20 protein-coding genes and 1 rRNA gene are annotated in these 18,996 nt (G+C 70.2%); 20 read left to right on the top strand and 1 reads right to left on the bottom strand.

Annotation, left to right across the window (positions count from 1 at the left end; all coding sequences use genetic code 11):
- The first annotated feature begins 12 nt into the window (after positions 1–12).
- The 20 genes from rrf to G408_RS0107720 all read left to right on the top strand — a co-directional run bounded on the left by rrf (position 13) and on the right by G408_RS0107720 (position 18,429).
- A 5S ribosomal RNA gene (rrf, locus tag G408_RS0107815) occupies positions 13–125 on the top strand.
- Between the two features lie 297 nt (positions 126–422).
- Positions 423–815 carry an ATP synthase subunit I gene (locus G408_RS0107810; RefSeq protein ID WP_028770646.1) on the top strand — a complete coding sequence of 131 codons (393 nt, stop codon included), beginning with the start codon at positions 423–425 and terminating at the stop codon, positions 813–815.
- Positions 805–1,602 (top strand): F0F1 ATP synthase subunit A, encoded by a 798-nt coding sequence (atpB, locus tag G408_RS0107805; protein WP_028770645.1) that lies wholly within the window; start codon positions 805–807, stop codon positions 1,600–1,602. Before G408_RS0107810 ends, atpB begins: the two co-directional genes overlap by 11 nt.
- Positions 1,603–1,675: 73 nt before the next feature.
- Positions 1,676–1,954 (top strand): F0F1 ATP synthase subunit C, encoded by a 279-nt coding sequence (atpE, locus tag G408_RS0107800; protein ID WP_028770644.1) that lies wholly within the window; start codon positions 1,676–1,678, stop codon positions 1,952–1,954.
- Between the two features lie 106 nt (positions 1,955–2,060).
- Positions 2,061–2,531 (top strand): F0F1 ATP synthase subunit B, encoded by a 471-nt coding sequence (locus tag G408_RS0107795; protein ID WP_028770643.1) that lies wholly within the window; start codon positions 2,061–2,063, stop codon positions 2,529–2,531.
- 10 nt (positions 2,532–2,541) lie between these two features.
- Positions 2,542–3,069 carry a F0F1 ATP synthase subunit delta gene (locus G408_RS0107790; protein WP_028770642.1) on the top strand — a complete coding sequence of 176 codons (528 nt, stop codon included), beginning with the start codon at positions 2,542–2,544 and terminating at the stop codon, positions 3,067–3,069.
- A gap of 48 nt (positions 3,070–3,117) precedes the next feature.
- Positions 3,118–4,662 carry a F0F1 ATP synthase subunit alpha gene (gene atpA, locus G408_RS0107785; protein WP_028770641.1) on the top strand — a complete coding sequence of 515 codons (1,545 nt, stop codon included), beginning with the start codon at positions 3,118–3,120 and terminating at the stop codon, positions 4,660–4,662.
- Positions 4,663–4,707: 45 nt separating this feature from the next.
- Positions 4,708–5,571, top strand: coding sequence for a F0F1 ATP synthase subunit gamma (gene atpG, locus G408_RS0107780; RefSeq protein ID WP_028770640.1), 864 nt, complete (start codon positions 4,708–4,710; stop codon positions 5,569–5,571).
- 42 nt (positions 5,572–5,613) lie between these two features.
- Positions 5,614–7,017 (top strand): F0F1 ATP synthase subunit beta, encoded by a 1,404-nt coding sequence (atpD, locus tag G408_RS0107775; protein ID WP_028770639.1) that lies wholly within the window; start codon positions 5,614–5,616, stop codon positions 7,015–7,017.
- Positions 7,018–7,045: 28 nt separating this feature from the next.
- Entirely contained in the window at positions 7,046–7,471 is a 426-nt protein-coding gene (locus tag G408_RS0107770; protein WP_028770638.1) for a F0F1 ATP synthase subunit epsilon, read from the top strand.
- 121 nt (positions 7,472–7,592) lie between these two features.
- Positions 7,593–8,960 carry a bifunctional UDP-N-acetylglucosamine diphosphorylase/glucosamine-1-phosphate N-acetyltransferase GlmU gene (glmU, locus tag G408_RS0107765; RefSeq protein WP_156890099.1) on the top strand — a complete coding sequence of 456 codons (1,368 nt, stop codon included), beginning with the start codon at positions 7,593–7,595 and terminating at the stop codon, positions 8,958–8,960.
- Positions 8,961–9,137: 177 nt separating this feature from the next.
- The gene (exbB, locus tag G408_RS0107760; protein ID WP_051282771.1) at positions 9,138–9,815 is read left to right on the top strand and encodes a tonB-system energizer ExbB; all 678 of its coding nucleotides are present in this window, start codon (positions 9,138–9,140) and stop codon (positions 9,813–9,815) included.
- Positions 9,816–9,818: 3 nt separating this feature from the next.
- A complete protein-coding gene (locus G408_RS0107755) occupies positions 9,819–10,244 on the top strand; it encodes a biopolymer transporter ExbD (protein ID WP_028770635.1) in 426 nt (141 codons plus the stop codon).
- Entirely contained in the window at positions 10,244–11,035 is a 792-nt protein-coding gene (locus tag G408_RS14795; protein WP_028770634.1) for an energy transducer TonB, read from the top strand. Before G408_RS0107755 ends, G408_RS14795 begins: the two co-directional genes overlap by 1 nt.
- Before the next feature lie 17 nt (positions 11,036–11,052).
- Positions 11,053–13,494, top strand: coding sequence for a TonB-dependent receptor (locus tag G408_RS0107745; RefSeq protein ID WP_028770633.1), 2,442 nt, complete (start codon positions 11,053–11,055; stop codon positions 13,492–13,494).
- A 3-nt stretch (positions 13,495–13,497) separates the two neighbouring features.
- Positions 13,498–14,631 (top strand): alpha-hydroxy acid oxidase, encoded by a 1,134-nt coding sequence (locus G408_RS0107740; protein ID WP_028770632.1) that lies wholly within the window; start codon positions 13,498–13,500, stop codon positions 14,629–14,631.
- Positions 14,619–15,302, top strand: coding sequence for a Fe2+-dependent dioxygenase (locus tag G408_RS0107735; RefSeq protein WP_028770631.1), 684 nt, complete (start codon positions 14,619–14,621; stop codon positions 15,300–15,302). Before G408_RS0107740 ends, G408_RS0107735 begins: the two co-directional genes overlap by 13 nt.
- 106 nt (positions 15,303–15,408) lie before the next feature.
- Entirely contained in the window at positions 15,409–17,235 is a 1,827-nt protein-coding gene (gene glmS / locus G408_RS0107730; RefSeq protein ID WP_028770630.1) for a glutamine--fructose-6-phosphate transaminase (isomerizing), read from the top strand.
- A gap of 111 nt (positions 17,236–17,346) precedes the next feature.
- Positions 17,347–17,787 (top strand): hypothetical protein, encoded by a 441-nt coding sequence (locus G408_RS0107725; protein WP_028770629.1) that lies wholly within the window; start codon positions 17,347–17,349, stop codon positions 17,785–17,787.
- Between the two features lie 42 nt (positions 17,788–17,829).
- Positions 17,830–18,429: an LOG family protein gene (locus G408_RS0107720; RefSeq protein ID WP_245584288.1), complete on the top strand. Its 600-nt coding sequence runs from the start codon at positions 17,830–17,832 to the stop codon at positions 18,427–18,429.
- 8 nt (positions 18,430–18,437) lie between these two features.
- Here the strand turns inward: G408_RS0107720 and G408_RS0107715 are convergent, their stop codons facing one another.
- Positions 18,438–18,920, bottom strand: coding sequence for a GAF domain-containing protein (locus G408_RS0107715; RefSeq protein WP_028770647.1), 483 nt, complete (start codon positions 18,918–18,920; stop codon positions 18,438–18,440).
- Positions 18,921–18,996: the final 76 nt, after the last annotated feature.

Here is an 18,996-nt window from a genome sequence, read left to right as displayed (position 1 = left end):
CTCCACCCTCTCCCTGGTGAACATAGCTGCGTGGAACCACCCGATCCCATCCCGAACTCGGAAGTGAAACGCGCACGCGCCGATGGTAGTGTGCAGCCGCATGCGAGAGTAGGTCATCGCCAGGGCCTTACACCAAAACCCCGCCCCACAAGGGCGGGGTTTTCCTTTGCACCACCCCAAAACCACACCAGACGACACGCACCCCAAGGGGCCCAGGGCCGATGCGTCCTCCCCGGCCGTCGGCAGCTCGGGTGCCCGGGATCAGCGGGAGCGTAACCGCCCCCAGTGCCCCGGCCAGCCATCACCCACGCATCGACAGCAAACGGCGAAGCTCCGAAGGCTTCTGGCCGTTGAGGCAGCGGCCGGGGGCATGCTAGACTTCCGCGTCTTGGCAGGAGCCACTTGCGAGTCACTCCACGGCCATGCTCTCCCCCGATGCCCTCTACGCCCTGTCCTCCCGGATCTGGTGGCGGGCCATCGTGGTGCTGGCGGCGGGCGCCCTGCTTCCGGGCGCGCTTTCCGGTCCGGCGGCGGCGCTGTCCTTCCTCGCCGGAGGGCTCGCGCTGCTGCTCGGCACGCTGGTGTCGGGGCGCATCGCCCTGAGGGGCGTGGCGCCCAGCGCCGGTGCCGCGGCTCTGGGGCTCGGCCTCGGCGTGGTGGCGAAGTGGGTGCTGGTCGGCGCGTTGCTGCTGCTGGCCATCCGCTGGCCCGGCGCGCATCCGCTGTGGGTGCTGGCCGGCCTGCTGGCGGGACAGGTGGCGATGGTGCTGGTGGTATTGACGTTCAAGAGGCGACGAGTCGGCGATGGCAAGTGAGAACGAAACGGCGGCGGGCTACATCCAGCACCACCTCGAGAACCTGAAGTTCCAGGTCGATGAGGGCAGCGCCTTCTGGACCCTGCACGTCGATACCCTCGCCACCTCGGTGGTGCTCGGCCTGCTGATGCTCTTCGGCTTCTGGCTTGCCACGCGCAAGGCCACCGCTGGCGTGCCGGGCAAGTGGCAGGCCTTCGTCGAGCTCGTCCTCGAGTTCCTCGACAAGCAGGCGAAGGATGCCTACCACGGCCCGAGCCGGCTGGTCACCCCGATCGCCATCACCCTGTTCTGCTGGATCCTGCTGCTCAACGGCCTGAAGCTGGTGCCGGCCGATTTCATCGCCAAGCCGCTCGAGTTCCTCGGCGTCGGCTACTGGAAGCCGGTGCCCACCGCCGATCTCAACGCCACGCTCGGCCTGAGCATGTCGGTGTTCCTGCTGATGATCGTGTTCGCGCTGCGCGCCAAGGGGCTCGGCGGCTGGATCCACGAGCTGTTCACCGCGCCCTTCGGCAAGTGGATGTTCCCCTTCAACCTGCTGCTCAATGCCGTCGAGCTCCTGAGCAAGCCGGTGTCGCTGGCCATGCGTCTGTTCGGCAACATGTTCGCCGGCGAAGTGCTCTTCCTCCTGATCTGGGCCCTCGGCGGCGCCGGCCTGCTCGGCATGGTGGCCTCGGGCGCGCTCGGCCTGGGCTGGATGCTGTTCCACCTGCTGGTGATTCCGCTGCAGGCCTTCATCTTCATGATGCTTTCGGTGGTCTACCTGAGCCTCATGGAAGAAGGTCACTGACCCTGCTGCACCCGGCCCCGGCCGACCCGTTTTCCTCCCTTTCCCTTCCACCTTCGTCACTTGGAGTAACACCATGGAAACCCTCGCCCTCCTCGCGAACGTCCAGGCCTCGACCGCGCTGGCCATCGGCATCATGGTCGGCCTCGCCGCCCTCGGCGCCGGTATCGGCATGGCCCTGATGGCTGGCAAGTTCCTCGAGTCGGCGGCCCGCCAGCCGGAGCTGATCCCGGTGCTGCAGGTCCGCATGTTCCTCACCGCCGGCCTGATCGACGCCGCCTTCATCATCACGGTCGGCGTGGCGCTCATGTTCGCCTTCATCAACCCGCTCGCCACCGCCTTCGCGGCCGGCTGATCCGGGACCGGGCCGGCGTGGGGCCGTTCCCGCGCCGGCCTTCGAAGCGTCGGACTTGTATGCCGGCCCCTGACGGGGTGGGCGTCTGTTCTCCCAGAGCGAATCCATGAATATCAATCTCACGCTGTTTGCGCAGGCCATCGCGTTCGCCGCGCTGACTTGGCTGATCGCCAAGACGGTGTGGCCGCCGCTGCTGCAGGCCATCGAGGAGCGCCAGAAGAAGATCGCCGAGGGCCTCGCCGCGGCCGAGCGCAGCCAGAAGGACCTGGCGCAGGCGCAGGAGAAGGTCAACGAGGCGCTGAAGGAGGCCCGGGCGAAGGCCAACGAGATCATCGCCCAGGCCGAGGCCCGTGCCGCGCAGATCGTCGAGGCCGCGAAGCAGGAGGCGATCGCCGAGGGGCAGCGCCAGAAGGCGCTGGCCGAGGCCGAGATCGAGGCTTCGGCCTTCCGTGCCAAGGAAGCGCTCCGCCGCGAGGTGGGCGCCATCGCCGTGGCCGGTGCCGAGAAGCTCATCCGCCGCGAGATCGACGCCAAGGCCCATGCGGCCCTGATCGACGAACTGGCCGCCCAGATCTGACGAAACGCCCATGAGCCTGGCCCTGACCCTCGCCCGCCCCTACGCCCGCGCCGCCTTCGCGCTGGCCCGCCAAGCCGGCGCCCTGCCGGCCTGGTCGGCCGCGCTGGCGACGTCGGCACGGATCGCCGCCGACCCGCGCATCGCCGCGCTCGTGGCCCATCCGGGCCTGGAGCGCGCCGAGGCCGCCGGCCTCGTCGCCCCGCCCGGCTGCGATGCCACCTTCCTGCAGTTCCTCGACGTGCTCGCCGAGAACGACCGCATCGCCCTGCTGCCGGAGATCGCCGGCCAGTACGAGCAGCTGCGGGCCGAGGCGGAGCGCGTGGTGCGGGCGAAGGTGACCTCGGCGGCGCCGCTCTCGGACGAGGAGAAGGCCAAGATCGAGCAGGCCCTGCGCCGCCGCTTCGACGCCGACGTGGCCCTCGAGCTGGCGGTGGACCCGGAGCTCATCGGCGGCGCGGTGATCGACGCCGGCGACGTGGTGATCGACGGCTCCATCCGCAGCAAGCTCGCGCGCCTCGAAACCGCGCTCACGCACTAAGTCTTCCCATTCCCCTAACCGGCCACGCGCCGGCAACGAGGCACCCCAATGCAGACGCTCAACCCGTCGGAAATCAGCGAACTCATCAAGCAGCGCGTCGAGAAGGCCAAGCTCTCGGCCGAGGCCCGCAATGAAGGCACCGTCACCTCGGTGTCGGACGGCATCGTCCGCATCCACGGCCTCGCCGACGTGATGCAGGGCGAGATGATCGAGCTGCCGGGCAACACCTTCGCCCTGGCCCTGAACCTCGAGCGCGACTCGGTCGGCGCGGTGGTGCTGGGTGACTACGAGCACCTGCGCGAGGGCGCGGTGGCCAAGACCACCGGTCGCATCCTCGAGGTGCCGGTCGGTCCCGAGCTGCTCGGCCGCGTGGTGAACGCGCTGGGCGAGCCGATCGACGGCAAGGGCCCGGTGAACGCCTCCCTGACCTCGCCGGTGGAGCGCGTGGCCCCGGGTGTGATCTGGCGCCAGTCGGTGAGCCAGCCGGTGCAGACCGGTTACAAGTCGGTCGACAGCATGATCCCGATCGGCCGCGGCCAGCGCGAGCTGATCATCGGCGACCGCCAGACCGGCAAGACCGCGCTGGCGATCGACGCGATCATCAACCAGAAGAATTCGGGCATCAAGTGCGTCTACGTGGCGATCGGGCAGAAGAACTCGACCATCGCCAACATCGTGCGCAAGCTCGAGGAGAACGGCGCGATGGCCTACACCACGGTCGTCGCCGCCTCGGCCTCGGAATCGGCGGCGATGCAGTACATCGCTCCGTATGCCGGCTGCGCCATGGGCGAGTACTTCATGGACCGCGGCGAGGATGCGCTGATCGTCTATGACGACCTGTCGAAGCAGGCCGTGGCCTACCGCCAGATCTCGCTGCTGCTGCGCCGCCCGCCGGGTCGCGAAGCCTACCCGGGCGACGTGTTCTACCTGCACTCGCGCCTGCTCGAGCGTGCGGCCCGCGTCTCGGCCGCCTATGTCGAGAAGTTCACCAACGGCGCCGTGAAGGGCAAGACCGGCTCGCTCACCGCGCTGCCGATCATCGAGACCCAGGCCGGCGACGTCTCGGCCTTCGTGCCGACCAACGTGATCTCGATCACTGACGGCCAGATCTTCCTCGAGACCGACCTGTTCAACGCCGGCATCCGCCCGGCGGTGAACGCCGGCATCTCGGTCTCGCGCGTCGGTGGCGCGGCGCAGACCACGATCATGAAGAAGCTCTCGGGCGGCATCCGCATCTCGCTGGCGCAGTACCGAGAGCTGGCGGCCTTCGCCCAGTTCGCCTCGGATCTCGACGAGGCCACCCGCAAGCAGCTCGAGCGCGGCCAGCGCGTGACCGAGCTGATGAAGCAGAAGCAGTACGCGCCGATGTCGATCGCGCAGATGGCCCTGTCGATCTACGCCGTCAACGAGGGCTACATGGACGACGTGCCGCTGGCCAAGATCGGCGCCTTCGAGGCCGGTCTGCACGCGCACGCCGCCAACACCCAGGGCGCGCTGATGGACAAGATCGTCCAGACCGGCGCGTGGGACAAGGAGATCGAGGCCCAGTTCAAGGCCCTGATCACCGAGTTCAAGTCGACGGGCAGCTACTAAGGCATTGATGGGCCGGGGCGCGCGGCGCCCTGGCCGGAGGACACCATGGCAGGCGGTCGCGAAATCAAAACCAAGATCAAGAGCGTGCAGAACACCCGCAAGGTGACGCGCGCGCTCGAGATGGTCTCGGCCTCGAAGATCCGCAAGGCGCAGGACAAGATGAAGTCCTCGCGTCCGTATGCGCGCCTGATGAAGCAGGTGATCGGTCACATCGCCCAGGCGAACGCCGACTACGTGCATCCGTTCATGGCCACGCGCGCGGAAGTGAAGCGCGTGGGCTACGTCATCATCTCCACCGACCGCGGCCTGTGCGGCGGCCTGAACTCGCAGCTGTTCCGCCGCATCCTCGCCGACATGCGCGAGTGGCAGGGCAGGGGTGTGGAGGTGGACGTGGTGTGCGTGGGCCAGAAGGCCGCCACCTTCTTCCGCCGGCTCAAGGTCGGGATGCTGGCCTCGGTGACCCACCTTGGCGAGAGCCCCACCGTCGAGCAGCTGATCGGCGTGGTGAAGGTGATGATCGACGGCTTCACCGAGGGCCGGATCGACCGCGTGAACCTCTGCTACAACGACTTCGTCAACACGATGTCGCAGAAGCCCACGGTCTCGCAGCTCCTGCCGCTGCCGCCCTCCGAGGCGCTCGAGGCCAAGCACGACTGGGACTACCTCTACGAGCCCGACGCCCAGACCGTGCTCGACGAGGTGATGACCCGCTACGTCGAGTCGCTGGTGTACCAGGCGGTGCTCGAGAACCTCGCCTCCGAGCATGCCGCGCGCATGGTCGCGATGAAGGCGGCCTCGGACAACGCCACCAAGCTGATCGGCACCCTGAATCTGGTCTACAACAAGGCCCGCCAGGCGGCGATCACCCAGGAAATCTCCGAAATCGTCGGCGGCGCCGCGGCTGTCTGATCGCGGCGCGCCCTCTACAGCATCCATTCGAGGAACCCCACCATGAGCCAGGGCAAAGTTGTTCAGATCATCGGCGCCGTCGTGGACGTCGAATTCCCGCGTGACCAGGTGCCGAAGGTGTACGACGCCCTGAAGGTCCAGGGCACCGACATCACGCTGGAAGTGCAGCAGCAGCTCGGCGATGGCGTGGTGCGCACCATTGCGCTCGGCTCGACCGACGGCCTGAAGCGCGGCCTCGTGGCCGAGAACACCGGCAAGGCGATCTCGGTGCCGGTGGGCCGCGCCACCCTCGGCCGCATCATGGACGTGCTCGGCAATGCCATCGACGAGGCCGGCCCGATCGCCGCCGACACCCACTGGGAGATCCACCGCCCGGCCCCGGCCTACGCCGACCAGAGCTCGGCGACCGAGCTGCTGGAGACCGGCATCAAGGTGATCGACCTGATGTGCCCCTTCGCCAAGGGCGGCAAGGTGGGCCTGTTCGGCGGCGCCGGCGTGGGCAAGACCGTCAACATGATGGAGCTCATCAACAACATCGCCAAGCAGCACTCGGGCCTGTCGGTGTTCGCCGGCGTGGGCGAGCGTACCCGCGAGGGCAACGACTTCTACCACGAGATGAAGGACTCCAACGTCCTCGACAAGGTGGCGATGGTGTACGGCCAGATGAACGAGCCGCCGGGCAACCGCCTGCGCGTGGCGCTCACCGGTCTCACCATGGCGGAGTACTTCCGCGACGACATCGATCCTGCCACCGGCAAGGGCCGCGACATCCTGTTCTTCGTCGACAACATCTACCGCTACACCCTGGCCGGTACCGAAGTGTCGGCGCTGCTCGGCCGCATGCCCTCGGCGGTGGGCTACCAGCCGACGCTGGCCGAGGAGATGGGCGTGCTGCAGGAGCGCATCACCTCGACCAAGACCGGCTCGATCACCTCGATCCAGGCCGTGTACGTGCCCGCCGACGACCTGACCGACCCCTCGCCGGCCACCACCTTCGCCCACCTCGACGCCACCGTGGTGCTGTCGCGCCAGATCGCCTCGCTCGGCATCTACCCGGCGGTGGACCCGCTGGACTCGACCTCGCGCCAGCTCGACCCGAACGTGATCGGCGTGGAGCACTACGAGACCGCGCGCAAGGTGCAGGCCACCCTGCAGAAGTACAAGGAACTCAAGGACATCATCGCCATCCTCGGCATGGACGAGCTCTCGGAAGAGGACAAGCTGGTGGTGGCGCGCGCCCGCAAGGCCGAGCGCTTCTTCTCGCAGCCCTTCCACGTGGCCGAGGTGTTCACTGGCTCGCCGGGCAAGTACGTGTCGCTCAAGGAAACCATCCGCGGCTTCAAGATGATCGTGGACGGCGAGTGCGACCACCTGCCGGAGCAGGCCTTCTATATGGTGGGCGGCATCGACGAGGCCTTCGAGAAGGCCAAGAAGATCGCGGCCTGACGGCCGGCAGCCCGACCGGAGCACCGACATGAGCACGACCATCCGCTGCGACATCGTCAGCGCCGAGAAGGAGATCTTCCACGGCGACGCGACGCTGGTCGTGGCCACCGGCGAGCTGGGCGAGCTCGGCATCGCGCCGCGCCACGCCCCGCTCATCACCCGGATCAAGCCGGGCAAGGTCATCGTCACCCAGCCGAACGGCGAGAAGCTCGACTTCTACGTCTCGGGCGGCATCCTCGAGGTGCAGCCGCAGGTGGTGACCGTGCTGGCCGATACCGTGGTGCGCGCCGATGACCTCGACGAGGCCGTGGTGCGCAAGGCCAAGGAGGAGGCCGAGCGCATCCTCGCCAACCGCAGCGAGGCGATGAGCGTGGCCGAGGCCCAGGCCAAGCTGGCCGAGGCCATGGCCCAGCTGCAGGCGCTGGAGCGCCTGCGCAAGAACCTCAAGCACTAAAACCGCCGGGCCGCAAGGCCACTGCCGATCCGCGACGACGCCGGCCCTGGGGCCGGCGTTTTCGTTGTGGCCGGCCTAGAATCACCCACCCCCACGAGGATGCTCCCGGATGAGCCCCACGATTCCCGCCCCCCTGCATGTCGTCGTCCTCGCCGCCGGCGAGGGCAAGCGGATGAAGTCGCCTTTGCCGAAGGTACTGCAGCCAGTGGCCGGCCGGCCCATGCTCGGCCATGTGCTGGACACCGCCCGCGCCCTCGGCGCGGCGCGCATCCATGTCGTCCATGGCCACGGCGGCGAGGCGGTGCGCGCGGCCTTCCAGGCCGATGCCGACCTGGTATGGGTGGAGCAGTCCGAGCGCCTCGGCACCGGCCATGCCGTGCAGCAGGCGGCGCCGGGCCTGCCCGACGAGGCGCGGGTGCTGGTGCTCTATGGCGACGTGCCGCTGGTGCGCGCCGAGTCGCTGCGGCCGCTGGTGGCTGCGGAGGGTGCACTCGCCGTGCTGGTGGCCGAGCTTCCCGATCCCACCGGCTACGGCCGGGTGCTGGTCGATGGGCAGGGCCGCGTGCAGGCCATCGTCGAGCAGAAGGACGCCACGCCGGAGCAGCGCGCCGTCCGGACGATCAATACCGGCCTCGTCGCGGCCGAAGGCGCGGCGCTGAAGCGCTGGCTGGCGAACCTGCGCAACGAGAATGCCCAGCGCGAGTACTACCTCACCGACATCTTCGCCATGGCCGCGGCGGAGGGACGGCCGGCCACGGCGGTTCCGGTCGCGGATGCCGGCGAGGTGGAAGGGGCCAACGATCCCTGGCAGCTCGCCCAGCTCGAGCGCGCCTACCAGCGGCGTTGCGCCAGGCATCTGGCGGAGCAGGGGGTGCAGTTCGCCGATCCTGCGCGCTTCGACCAGCGCGGCAGCGTGGAGGTGGGACCGGGCGTGCGCATCGACGTGGACGTGGTGCTGGAGGGCCGGGTGGTGCTGGGCGAGGGCGTGCGCATCGGGCCTTTCTGCCGGCTCAAGGACGTGGTGCTCGGCGCCGGCACGGTCGTGGCGGCGCACAGTGACCTCGAGGGGGTGGTGGCGGAGGCGGACTGCCGCATTGGCCCCTTCGCCCGCCTGCGGCCGGGCACGCAGCTGGCCGAGGGCGTGCACATCGGCAACTTCGTCGAGACGAAGCAGGCCACGATGGGGAAGGGCAGCAAGGCCAACCACCTGAGCTACCTCGGCGATGCGCGGGTGGGGGCCGGGGTGAACATCGGCGCCGGCACCATCACCTGCAACTACGACGGCGTGAACAAGTGGGTGACCACGATCGGCGACGGCGCTTTCATCGGCAGCAACAGCTCGCTGGTGGCGCCGGTGAGCATCGGCGCGATGGCGACCATCGGTGCCGGCTCGGTGGTGACCAAGGACGCCCCGGAAGGCCAGCTCACGGTGGCCCGGGGCCGGCAGGTGAGCATTCCCGGCTGGCAGCGGCCGGTGAAGCGGGAGTGAGTGAATGAGAATCTGATGCGAATCACTTGCATTTAGATTCGCAACACTCTATCGTCGCCGCCTTCACGGCCCCTTCGGGCTGCTGGAAGGATGTCGATGCTGCGTGTGTCTTTCCGGGCGTTCCGGCCCGTGCTCCTGTTCCCGGTGGCGCTGCTCGCCGGGCTTCCCGCCCTCGCCATGGCCGCCGACGGGCGGCCCCCCGCCCTGACGCCGTGGGCCATGTACCAGCAGGCCGACTGGGTGGTGAAGGCGGTGATGCTGGGCCTGCTGCTCGCCTCCCTGCTCACCTGGGCGGCCCTCGTCGCCAAGAGCATCGAACTCCGGCGGGTGGGAACCCGGCTGCGGGCCCTGGCTGGACGCTTCGAGGCGACGGGCTCGCTCGCCGAACTCGCCAGCGAGCAGGACCCGGCGGGGCTGATCGCCGAACTGCGGGCGGAGCTGGCGCTCTCCGAGGGGGCGCTGGGCGACCGCGAGGGGCTGAAAGAGCGCCTGGTCTCGCGCTTCGACCGCCGCGAGGCCGCGCTGGCGCGGCGGATGGGCCGTAGCGTCGCCCTCATCGGCACGATCGGCGCCACGGCCCCCTTCGTCGGCCTGTTCGGCACGGTGTGGGGAATCATGAACAGCTTCGTCGGCATCGCCCGCGAGCAGACCACCAACCTCGCCGTGGTCGCCCCGGGCATCGCCGAGGCCCTGCTCGCCACGGCCCTTGGCCTGGCTGCCGCCATCCCTGCCGTCGTGATCTACAACCATTTCGCCCGTCGCATCGCCGCGCTTCGCGGCGAGCTGGGCGACGCGGCGGCGGCGCTGCTGCGCCTCGTCTCGCGCGAACTCTCCCGCGGCCGGCTCGGAGCCTGAGCCATGGCCCTCAGGCTTGCCTCCGACCGCGAGGAGCTCGCGCTGGCGCACGAGATGAACGTGACGCCCTTCATCGACGTGATGCTGGTGCTGCTGATCATCTTCATGGTGGCCGCGCCACTGTCCACGGTGGAACTGGACGTGGACCTGCCGGCCTCGAGGGCGGCGCCTGCGCCGCGCCCGGAGCCGGTGGTAGTGCTGACGCTGCCGCGCGAAGGCGGCTGGCGGCTGGGCGGGCGGGCGCTGGACGATGCCCGGCTTGCCGCGGCGCTGCGCGAAGCCACGGGCGGCGATACCGGGGCGCGCATCCATCTCGGCGCCGACCGCACGGTGCCCTACGAGCGCCTGATGGCCGCCATGGACGCCCTGCGTGAAGCCGGCTACACGCGGGTGGCTCTGGTAGGCCTGGAGGCCGGGAAGGCGCGCTGATGGAGCGGCTGTTCCATGGTCGCGGTCCCTGGGCCGCCGGCGGCGTCGTGGCCTTCGTCCTGCATGCGGCGGTGCTGGCCTGGCTGCTGCAGGAATCGCCCCCGGCGCCGCGGCCGGTGCTGCCGGCGCCCATGACGGTGGAGCTGCTGCCCTTCGAGGCCGGGACCGACACCGATGCCGTGGTCCGGCCGGCGCCCGCGCCCGCGGCGGAGCCGCCTCCCCCGGTGCGGACGCGCGCGGCCGCGCCGCCGGCGCAGCCGCTCTCGCCTCCGCTTCCTCCTGCGGCTCCGTCCGAAGCCCTGCCCCCGACGCCGGTCGCGCTGCCGCAGGCCGAGGTCGCGCCGCTGCCGGAGCCCCCCGCCTCCGGGGCCGATGCGGCGGACGCGACGGAGACTGAGGCCCTCCTTGCCGCGGCGGCGACGGGCGTAACGGAGGCCGAGGCGCTCTCTGCCGGCGCGGCGGCGCGGCAGCGGCCGGCCGGGGCGCGCCTCTCGCGCCGCGAGCGGGACTACTTCGCGCATCTCAGCGCCCATCTCAACCGGCGCAAGGAATACCCGGTCGAAGCCCGCCAGGCCCGGCAGCAGGGCGTGGTGGTGGTGCGCTTCGGCATCGACCGCGACGGCAATGTGCTGTTTGCCGAGATCAAGCAGGGCAGCGGCCACGCGCTGCTCGACGAAGCCACGCTCGCCCTGCTCAAGCGGGTATCGCCCCTGCCGCGCATCCCGCGTTCCCTCGATCGCGACCGCCTGACGCTCTCGTTGCCGATCGATTACTCCCTCACCACCGATTGACCCCCCAAGGAGTCTGCATGTCCCGTCCGTCTTCCCCGCTCCGGCGGCCCGCCACCCTGCGCCGCACCCTGCTGGCCGTCGGCCTGTCCACCGCCACCCTCGCCATCGCCGCGCCTGCGCCCGAGGCCGCGGACGAGGAGGAGGTGGAACTCGACACCCTGCGCATCGAGGGCCGGGCCGCCGACGTCAATCCCTATGCCAGCGAGGGCGCGCCCTACAAGGCGCGGATCTCCGGCGATGCGCGCCGGGTGCTGCCGCTGGCGGAGACGCCGGCCACCCTCACCGTGATCACCGAGCGGCAGCTGAAGGATTCCGGCCGCGCCGATTTCCGCGCCATCCTCGACGCCCAGCCCGGCATTACCCTGGGCACCGGCGAGGGCGGCAACCAGTTCGGCGACCGCTACATCATCCGCGGCCAGGAGGCGCGCAGCGACATCTTCGTCGACGGCCTGCGCGATCCCGGCCTGCAGGCCCGCGAGAGCTTCGCCGTGGAGCAGATCGAGATCACCAAGGGGCCGAGCGCCACCTTCGCCGGCCGCGGAGCCTCCGGCGGCTCGGTGAATGCGATCAGCAAGCAGGCCAGCACCGAATACGACTTCCACAACCTCGAGATCGGCGCCGGCACCCAGAACCACGTCCGCAGCACCCTGGACAGCAACTTCAAGCTCTCCGAGACCCTGGCCCTGCGCGCCAACCTGCTCTACACCCGCGAGGACGTGCCCGACCGCGCCCCGGCGAAGCGCGAGCGCTACGGCCTTGCCCTGGCCGGGCGCGCCGATCTCGGCGAGGCGGTCAGCCTGCTGGCCGACTACTACCGGGTGAGCGGACGCGACCGTACCGATCTCGGCCAGGCCATCGCCGGCCTCGATGCCGGCGGCCAGCCCTTCCGCGACATCCCGCCCTATGCCCAGAAGGAGGATTTCCAGGACGGCGATGTCGACATCCTCAGCCTGCGCTTCCAGTGGCGGGTGAGCGATGCCCTGCGGCTGGAGAACATCGCCCGCTGGGGCCGTACCGAGGGCGGCTACCTCGTCAGCCAGGGCGCGCGCTTCACCCGCGGCGCCAATGACCCGGTGGCCCCGGGGGCGGTGGACTACCGCATCAGCAATACCCGCAGCGGCTGGCAGGACATCGACTATCTTGCCGACCGCCTGAACCTCGTCGCCGAGTTCGAGACTGGCGCCCTGCGGCACACCCTGGTGGCCGGCATCGAGTACACCGACTACGATGTGGACGGCCGGCACGGCGCCGGCACCACCGGAGGCTATGGCTTCACCGCCAGCGGCCCCTTCAACTGCGTGATGGGCACGGGCTCGGTGCCGAATGCCTGGTGCGTCACCGATGGCCGCGGCAACCGGCTGGTGGACTTCGATCGCCTCGTCGGCCGCCGCGACATCGTCCGGAACGGCATCCCCACCACGTCCTGGAACGTGAAGACCGTGGCCGGCTACCTGATGGACTCGGTCGAACTGACTCCCTGGCTCAGCCTGGCTGGCGGCCTGCGCTTCGATGACTACGATTTCCGCCTCGTCACCCGCAATGGCAGCACGGGAGCGGTGACCGGCGATTACGCCAGCAGCGACGTGATCCGCGGCTACAACGCCAGCCTCACTGCCAAGCCACACCGGAACGGCATCGTCTACCTTGCCTGGGCCACCGGCGCCGACATCAATGGCGGGGAGTCCGATGTCGGGACCAACTGCGGCTATGGCGGCCTTTGCACGGTCATCGACCCGGTGAGCGGCGAGCTGGTGTTCCAGGGCGAGCCGGAGCGCTCGCGCAATCTCGAGCTTGGCACCAAGTGGAACCTGTTCGACGACCAGCTGCTGCTCACGGCGGCGGTGTTCGAGACGGTGAAGAGCGACCTGTTCGAGGGCGGGGTGAACAGCTATGTGGCCAATGGCGGCCAGCTCAATGGCGGCAAGCACCGGGTGCGCGGCATCGAGCTCGGCGCCACCGGCAATTTCACCGAGCGCCTGAGTGGCCAGCTCTCGGCCACGCTGATGGACTCCGAGGTGCTGGAATCCAGCGACAGCAACTTCACCGCCCAGCAGCGGGCGCTGGGGGCGACGAACGTCGGCAAGCCGCTGTCGAACTTCGCCGAGCGCTCGTTCGATGCCCAGCTGCGCTACCGCTGGACCGAGCGCTTCAGTCTGGGCGCCAATGCCACGTACCAGAGCGAGATGTACGCCGGCCAGCCCGATGCGGCGGCGGCGATCAATACCACCATCATCAACGGCCAGCCGGGACCCAATTTCGGCCGACCCAACATCCGCATCCCCTCGCATACGGTGTTCGGCGCCTTTGCCGAGTACGCCATCAACGAACGGCTCTCGCTCAGGCTCAATGGCCTCAACCTCGGTGACAAGCAGTACTACCTCGCCGGCTACCGCAGCGGCGGCTTTGCCTACCTCGGTGATGGCCGCACCCTCCGCCTCACCCTGAGCGGGAAGTTCTGAGCCATGCCTCCGACGCGGCGCCGGCCACCGCTTTCCGCCCTGCCGGCGGACGTGGTGGCGCTGGAGGACTACGCCCGCCTCGCCCCGGAATTCCTGGCACCGCCGGTGCTGGCCTGGCTCGAGGGGGGCAGCGGTGACGGGCAGGCCTTGCGGGCGAACCGCGAGGCCTTCGCCCGCCACGCCATCCTGCCGCGGCTGCTCGTCGATACGACGGCGGGGCATACCCGCCGTCGCCTGTTCGGGCGCGAGCTCGCGCATCCCGTCCTGTGCGCGCCGATCGGCTACCAGCGGCTCTTGCATCCGGAGGGCGAATGCGAGGCGGCGCGGGGAGCGCTCGACACGCCCTTCCTCATCAGCAGCTTCGCCTCCTGCCGGATCGCCGACATCGCCGCGGCGGCGGCCGGGCCCTGCTGGTTCCAGCTCTACTGGCAGCCCGAGCGTTCCCAGACCCTGGCCCTGCTGCGGGCGGCCGAGGAGGCGGGCTGCGAGGCCATCGTGCTCACCCTCGACGTGCCGGTGAAGCCGGCCAGCCGGGCGGCGCTGCGGGCCGGCTTCGCCCTGCCGGAGGACGTGCGGGCGGTGAATGTGGAGGGCTTCCTGCCACAGGCGCCGGTCGTGGTGCCGCCGGGCGAGAGCGCGATCCTGCGCGGCATGATGCGCTATGCCCCGGGGCCGCAGGACATTGCCTGGCTGCGAGCCATGACCGCGCTGCCCCTGCTCGTCAAGGGCGTGCTGCACCCGGGAGATGCCCGGCGTCTCGTCGAACTCGGCTGCGATGGCCTCGTGGTGTCCAACCATGGCGGGCGGGCGCTGGAAAGCGCGCCGGCGGCACTCGACCGGCTGCCGCTGATCCGCGACGCCGTCGGCCCGGATCTCCCGCTGCTGCTCGATGGCGGCCTCCGCTCCGGGGGTGATGTGTTCAAGGCGCTGGCTCTCGGCGCCGATGCGGTGCTGCTCGGCCGCCCCCTGGCCCATGGCCTGGCCGTGGCCGGGGCCCTGGGCGTGGCCCATGTGCTGCGCCTGCTGCGCGAGGACCTCGAACTCACCCTGGCGCTTGCCGGTTGTCCCAGGCTGGCCGACATCGACCGGGCCTGCCTCGTTCCCGCCTTTCCGGAGCCGTCTGCATGCTCACCGTGATCGAACAGGTGCTCAGCGCCGATGAAGTCGCCCATTTCCGCCAGCGTCTGCGCGCGGCCCGCTGGGTGGACGGGCGCGCCACCGCCGGGACCCGGGCCGTGGCCGTGAAGCAGAACCTCCAGGTCGAGCGCGAGGACCCGGTGGGCCGCGAGCTGGGCCAGGCCCTGCTTGCCCGGCTGGGGCGCCTGCCGCTGTTCGTCTCGGCCTCGCTGGCCGAGCGCATCTGGCCGCCGGTATTCAATGCCTACCGCGATGGCGGGCACTACGGCCTGCACAGCGATGCGGCGCTGATGCTGCTGCCCGGGGCCGAGCGCTCGCTGCGCAGCGATCTTTCCGCCACCCTGTTCCTTTCCCCTCCCGAGGAGTACGAGGGCGGCGAACTGGAGATCGAGACCAGCTTCGGCGCGCAGGCAGTGAAGCTCGCTGCCGGCGACATGGTGCTCTACCCGTCGTCCAGCCTGCACCGGGTGACGCCGGTGACGGCCGGCGAACGGGTCTGCGCCATCACCTGGATCCAGAGCGCGGTGGCCGATGCCTCGGCGCGGGCCCTGCTGTTCGATCTCGACCAGGGGATCCAGGCCCTGTCGGTGGGCCGGCCGGCGGACGACCCCGCCATCGGCCGGCTGGTGCACGTCTACCAGAACCTGCTGCGACGCTGGGCGACCCCCTGAGGCCCTGCCCGGAAACTGCCCGCTCTGGCCGGCGCCGTGGCAGGGCGGGGAGGGCTTCCGCCGTTACACTAGGCGATCTCCCCCCAATCCCCATGGAGCAGACTGGATGTGCGGAATCGTTGGAGCGATCGCCGGCCGTGATGTCGTGCCGGTGCTCATCGATGGACTGAAGCGGCTCGAGTACCGCGGCTACGACTCGGCCGGCGTGGCCGTGCTGGATGGCGAGCTGAAGCGCGTGCGGCGCACCGGCCGGGTGGCCGAGATGGAGGCCGCCGCCAGCGCCGAGGGGCTGGCGGCGGGGCTTGGCATCGGCCACACCCGCTGGGCCACCCATGGCGGCGTCACCGAAGCCAATGCGCATCCGCACATCAGCGAGGGCGAGCTCGCGCTGGTGCACAACGGCATCATCGAGAACCACGAGGAGCAGCGCGAGCGCCTGAAGGCCCTGGGCTACGGGTTCAGCTCGCAGACCGACACCGAGGTGGTGGCCCATCTGGTCTGCCACCACCTGCGCGAGACCGGCGACCTCCTGTCCGCCACCCAGCGCGCCGTGCGCGAACTGCGTGGCGCCTATGCGCTTGCCATCATCGCCAGGTCCGATCCCTCGCGGCTGGTGGTGGCGCGCATGGGCTGCCCGCTGCTGGTGGGCCTTGGCGAGGGCGAGGCCTTCGTCGCTTCCGATGTGTCTGCCGTGGTGGCGCAGACGCGCCGGGTGGTCTATCTCGAGGAGGGTGACGTGGCCGAGGTGCGGCGCGATGGCCTCGCCGTGTTCGACGCCACGGGCGCCGCCGTGCAGCGCGCCGAGCAGGTCTCCGGCGTGTCGCTGGCCTCGCTGGAGCTGGGCCCCTACCGCCACTTCATGCAGAAGGAGATCCACGAGCAGCCGCGTGCCATCGCCGATACGCTCGAGCCGATCCTCGAGACCGGTTTCTCGCCGGCCCTGTTCGGTCCGCGGGGTTCCGAACTGCTGGCGGGCCTCACCGGCGTGCAGATCCTCGCCTGCGGCACCAGCCACTATGCCGGGCTGGTGGCCCGTTACTGGATCGAGGCGCTCGCCGGCGTGCCCTGTGCGGTGGACATCGCCAGCGAGTACCGCTACCGCCCGATCGTGGCGAACCCGGGCACCCTCGTCGTCACCATCTCGCAGTCGGGCGAAACCCTCGATACCTTCGAGGCGCTGAAGTACGCCATCGCCGAGGGCCACCACCGCACCCTCTCGATCTGCAACGTGGCGGAAAGCGCGATCCCCCGGCTCTCGGCGATGCAGTTCCTCACCCGCGCCGGGGCCGAGATCGGCGTGGCCTCGACCAAGGCCTTCACCACCCAGCTCGTGGCCCTGTTCGCCCTGGCCCTGGTGATCGCCAAGGCCCGTGGCCGGCTCACGGCGGAGGACGAGGCGCTTCACGTCGAGGCGCTGCGCCATCTGCCGGGCAGCGTGCAGCACGCGCTCAACCTCGAGCCGCAGATCGCCGCCTGGGCCGAGAGGTTCGCGCCGAAGCAGCATGCGCTGTTCCTTGGCCGCGGCCTGCACTTCCCGATCGCCCTCGAAGGCGCGCTCAAGCTCAAGGAGATCAGCTACATCCACGCCGAGGCCTATGCCGCCGGCGAGCTGAAGCACGGGCCGCTCGCCCTCGTCGACCGCGAGATGCCGGTGGTGGTGATCGCCCCCAACGACGCCCTGCTCGAGAAGGTGAAGTCGAACATCCACGAAGTGCGGGCGCGCGGCGGCGAGATGTTCGTGTTCGCCGATGCCGACAGCCAGTTCGGCGAGGAGGAGGGCGTGCACGTGATCCGTACCCCGCGCCATGTCGGCCTGCTCTCGCCGGTGGTGCATGCCGTCCCGGTGCAGATGCTGGCCTACCACACGGCGCTCGCCCGCGGCACCGACGTGGACAAGCCGCGCAATCTCGCGAAGTCCGTCACGGTGGAGTGAGCCACCTGCCCGCGTTCCGGGACGGACGGCGCAGACCGGGGCGCGAGCGGCCTTGAAGGCCGCCGCGCCGTGGCGCTAGCGTGGAGCCGTGCGGACGCGAGGAGGTGGTATATGGTCGCGGCACGGTTCGAGCAGGGCAGCGCTCTGGCCCTCTGGCAGGGCCTGGTGGCGGAAGGCGAGGACAGCGCCGGCGTGCGCCTTTCCGAAACCACCGAGAGCTATCTCGTGTTCCTGCTGATGCAGCATCTGCGCGACGGCGCCCTGGCCGGGCGGACGATGGCCCTCGAATGGCTCTCGGCCCTGGAGCGCGCGGGCACGCTGCGGGCCGAGCAGCTGCGCGAGGTGGGCGACCGCAGCCTGCTGATCGCCGGCCTCTATCCCGGCCTGGCCGAGCGGCGGCGGGTTGGGCGCGAGTACTACGTGCGCATCGGCGAGCTCGCCTACGACGGCGCGGCCGACAGCGCCCGCCGCTCGGAGCGCCCGCTGTTCGCCGAGCTGGCGGCCACCGTGCGCCCGCTGGTGCGGGTGCTGGCGGCCCTGCGCAAACGCTGAGGACCGCACGCTTCGCGCCGGCCGGCGTTGACGCGCCGCTCCGTGGCTGCTGCCATAGGCGGCATGCGCATCTGTGTCTACGCCGCCTCGAGCGGCAGGGTCGATCCCGTCTATCTCGCCGCCGCCCGCGAGCTCGGCGCCACCCTGGCGCGCGCCGGCTGCACCACGGTCTATGGCGGCGGCGGGCAGGGGCTGATGGGGGCGCTGGCCGACGGCGCCCTCGCCGAAGGCGGCGAGGTCATCGGCATCATCCCGAAGTTCATGGTCGAGCTGGAATGGGGCCACCCCGGCGTCACCACGCTGGAGCTGGTCGAGGACATGCGCGAGCGCAAGCACCGCCTGCTCACCGGCAGCGATGCGGTGGTGGCCCTGCCCGGCGGCTGCGGCACGCTGGAAGAACTGTTCGAGGCCATCACCCTGAAGCGCCTCGGCCTGTACTTCAACCCGATCGTGCTGCTCAGCGTGAACGGGTTCTACGAAGGGCTGCAGGCCTTCATGGAGAAAGTGGTGGCCGAGCGCTTCATGAACCCCGAGCACGCCGCCATGTGGTCCCTCGTCGACCGGGTGGATGCGGTGCTGCCGCGCATCCGCGCCACCCCGCGCTGGCACGAAAACGCCCGCGACTACGCCGTGGTGCGCTGAGCGCTGCGTCAGAGCGTGTCGAGGAAGGCCCGCGCCAGCGCCTCGAGGCCGCGCTGGTCGTCGGCGTCGAAGCGGTCGGGCACCGGGCTGTCGATGTCGAACACGCCGATGAGCGTCTCGCCGAGGAACAGCGGCACCACCACCTCCGAGCGCGAGGCCGAGTCGCAGGCGATGTGACCGGGGAAGGCGTCCACGTCCGGCACCACCTGGGTCTGGCGGGTGGCGGCGGCGGTGCCGCACACGCCCTTGCCGAGCGGGATGCGCACGCAGGCCGGCAGGCCCTGGAAGGGGCCGACCACCAGCTCCCTGCCGTCGAAGAAGTAGAAGCCCACCCAGTTGAGCTCGGGCAGAGCGTGGTAGACGAGGGCCGAGAGATTGGCGGCGTTGGCGATGCGGTCGCGCTCGCCGTGCATCAGCGCCCGCGCCTGCTCGACGAGTTGGGCGTACTGCTCGGGCTTGCTGCCGGTGAGGGCGGTGGCGGTGAAGGACATGCGGAAAACCAGGGGCAGGCCGCGGCGCGGCCGGGAGCGCCACGATGGGGGCGGCACCCGCGCTTGGCAAGCCTTG

The organism is Silanimonas lenta DSM 16282 (assembly GCF_000429065.1).
Lineage (GTDB): Bacteria > Pseudomonadota > Gammaproteobacteria > Xanthomonadales > Xanthomonadaceae > Silanimonas > Silanimonas lenta.
This window is presented reverse-complemented; position numbering and strand designations above follow the sequence as displayed.

What these genes read in the sequence shown, in the direction of transcription:
- G408_RS0107715 (WP_028770647.1), bottom strand. Translation starts at nt 18,920, where the DNA reads ATGTCCTTCACCGCCACCGCCCTCACCGGCAGCAAGCCCGAGCAGTAC.
- G408_RS0107745 (WP_028770633.1), top strand. Translation starts at nt 11,053, where the DNA reads ATGTCCCGTCCGTCTTCCCCGCTCCGGCGGCCCGCCACCCTGCGCCGC.
- G408_RS0107795 (WP_028770643.1), top strand. Translation starts at nt 2,061, where the DNA reads ATGAATATCAATCTCACGCTGTTTGCGCAGGCCATCGCGTTCGCCGCG.
- G408_RS0107755 (WP_028770635.1), top strand. Translation starts at nt 9,819, where the DNA reads ATGGCCCTCAGGCTTGCCTCCGACCGCGAGGAGCTCGCGCTGGCGCAC.
- G408_RS0107770 (WP_028770638.1), top strand. Translation starts at nt 7,046, where the DNA reads ATGAGCACGACCATCCGCTGCGACATCGTCAGCGCCGAGAAGGAGATC.
- G408_RS0107810 (WP_028770646.1), top strand. Translation starts at nt 423, where the DNA reads ATGCTCTCCCCCGATGCCCTCTACGCCCTGTCCTCCCGGATCTGGTGG.
- atpB (WP_028770645.1), top strand. Translation starts at nt 805, where the DNA reads ATGGCAAGTGAGAACGAAACGGCGGCGGGCTACATCCAGCACCACCTC.
- G408_RS14795 (WP_028770634.1), top strand. Translation starts at nt 10,244, where the DNA reads ATGGAGCGGCTGTTCCATGGTCGCGGTCCCTGGGCCGCCGGCGGCGTC.
- atpE (WP_028770644.1), top strand. Translation starts at nt 1,676, where the DNA reads ATGGAAACCCTCGCCCTCCTCGCGAACGTCCAGGCCTCGACCGCGCTG.
- G408_RS0107725 (WP_028770629.1), top strand. Translation starts at nt 17,347, where the DNA reads ATGGTCGCGGCACGGTTCGAGCAGGGCAGCGCTCTGGCCCTCTGGCAG.
- glmS (WP_028770630.1), top strand. Translation starts at nt 15,409, where the DNA reads ATGTGCGGAATCGTTGGAGCGATCGCCGGCCGTGATGTCGTGCCGGTG.
- exbB (WP_051282771.1), top strand. Translation starts at nt 9,138, where the DNA reads ATGGCCGCCGACGGGCGGCCCCCCGCCCTGACGCCGTGGGCCATGTAC.
- atpD (WP_028770639.1), top strand. Translation starts at nt 5,614, where the DNA reads ATGAGCCAGGGCAAAGTTGTTCAGATCATCGGCGCCGTCGTGGACGTC.
- G408_RS0107735 (WP_028770631.1), top strand. Translation starts at nt 14,619, where the DNA reads ATGCTCACCGTGATCGAACAGGTGCTCAGCGCCGATGAAGTCGCCCAT.
- atpG (WP_028770640.1), top strand. Translation starts at nt 4,708, where the DNA reads ATGGCAGGCGGTCGCGAAATCAAAACCAAGATCAAGAGCGTGCAGAAC.
- G408_RS0107790 (WP_028770642.1), top strand. Translation starts at nt 2,542, where the DNA reads ATGAGCCTGGCCCTGACCCTCGCCCGCCCCTACGCCCGCGCCGCCTTC.
- atpA (WP_028770641.1), top strand. Translation starts at nt 3,118, where the DNA reads ATGCAGACGCTCAACCCGTCGGAAATCAGCGAACTCATCAAGCAGCGC.
- G408_RS0107740 (WP_028770632.1), top strand. Translation starts at nt 13,498, where the DNA reads ATGCCTCCGACGCGGCGCCGGCCACCGCTTTCCGCCCTGCCGGCGGAC.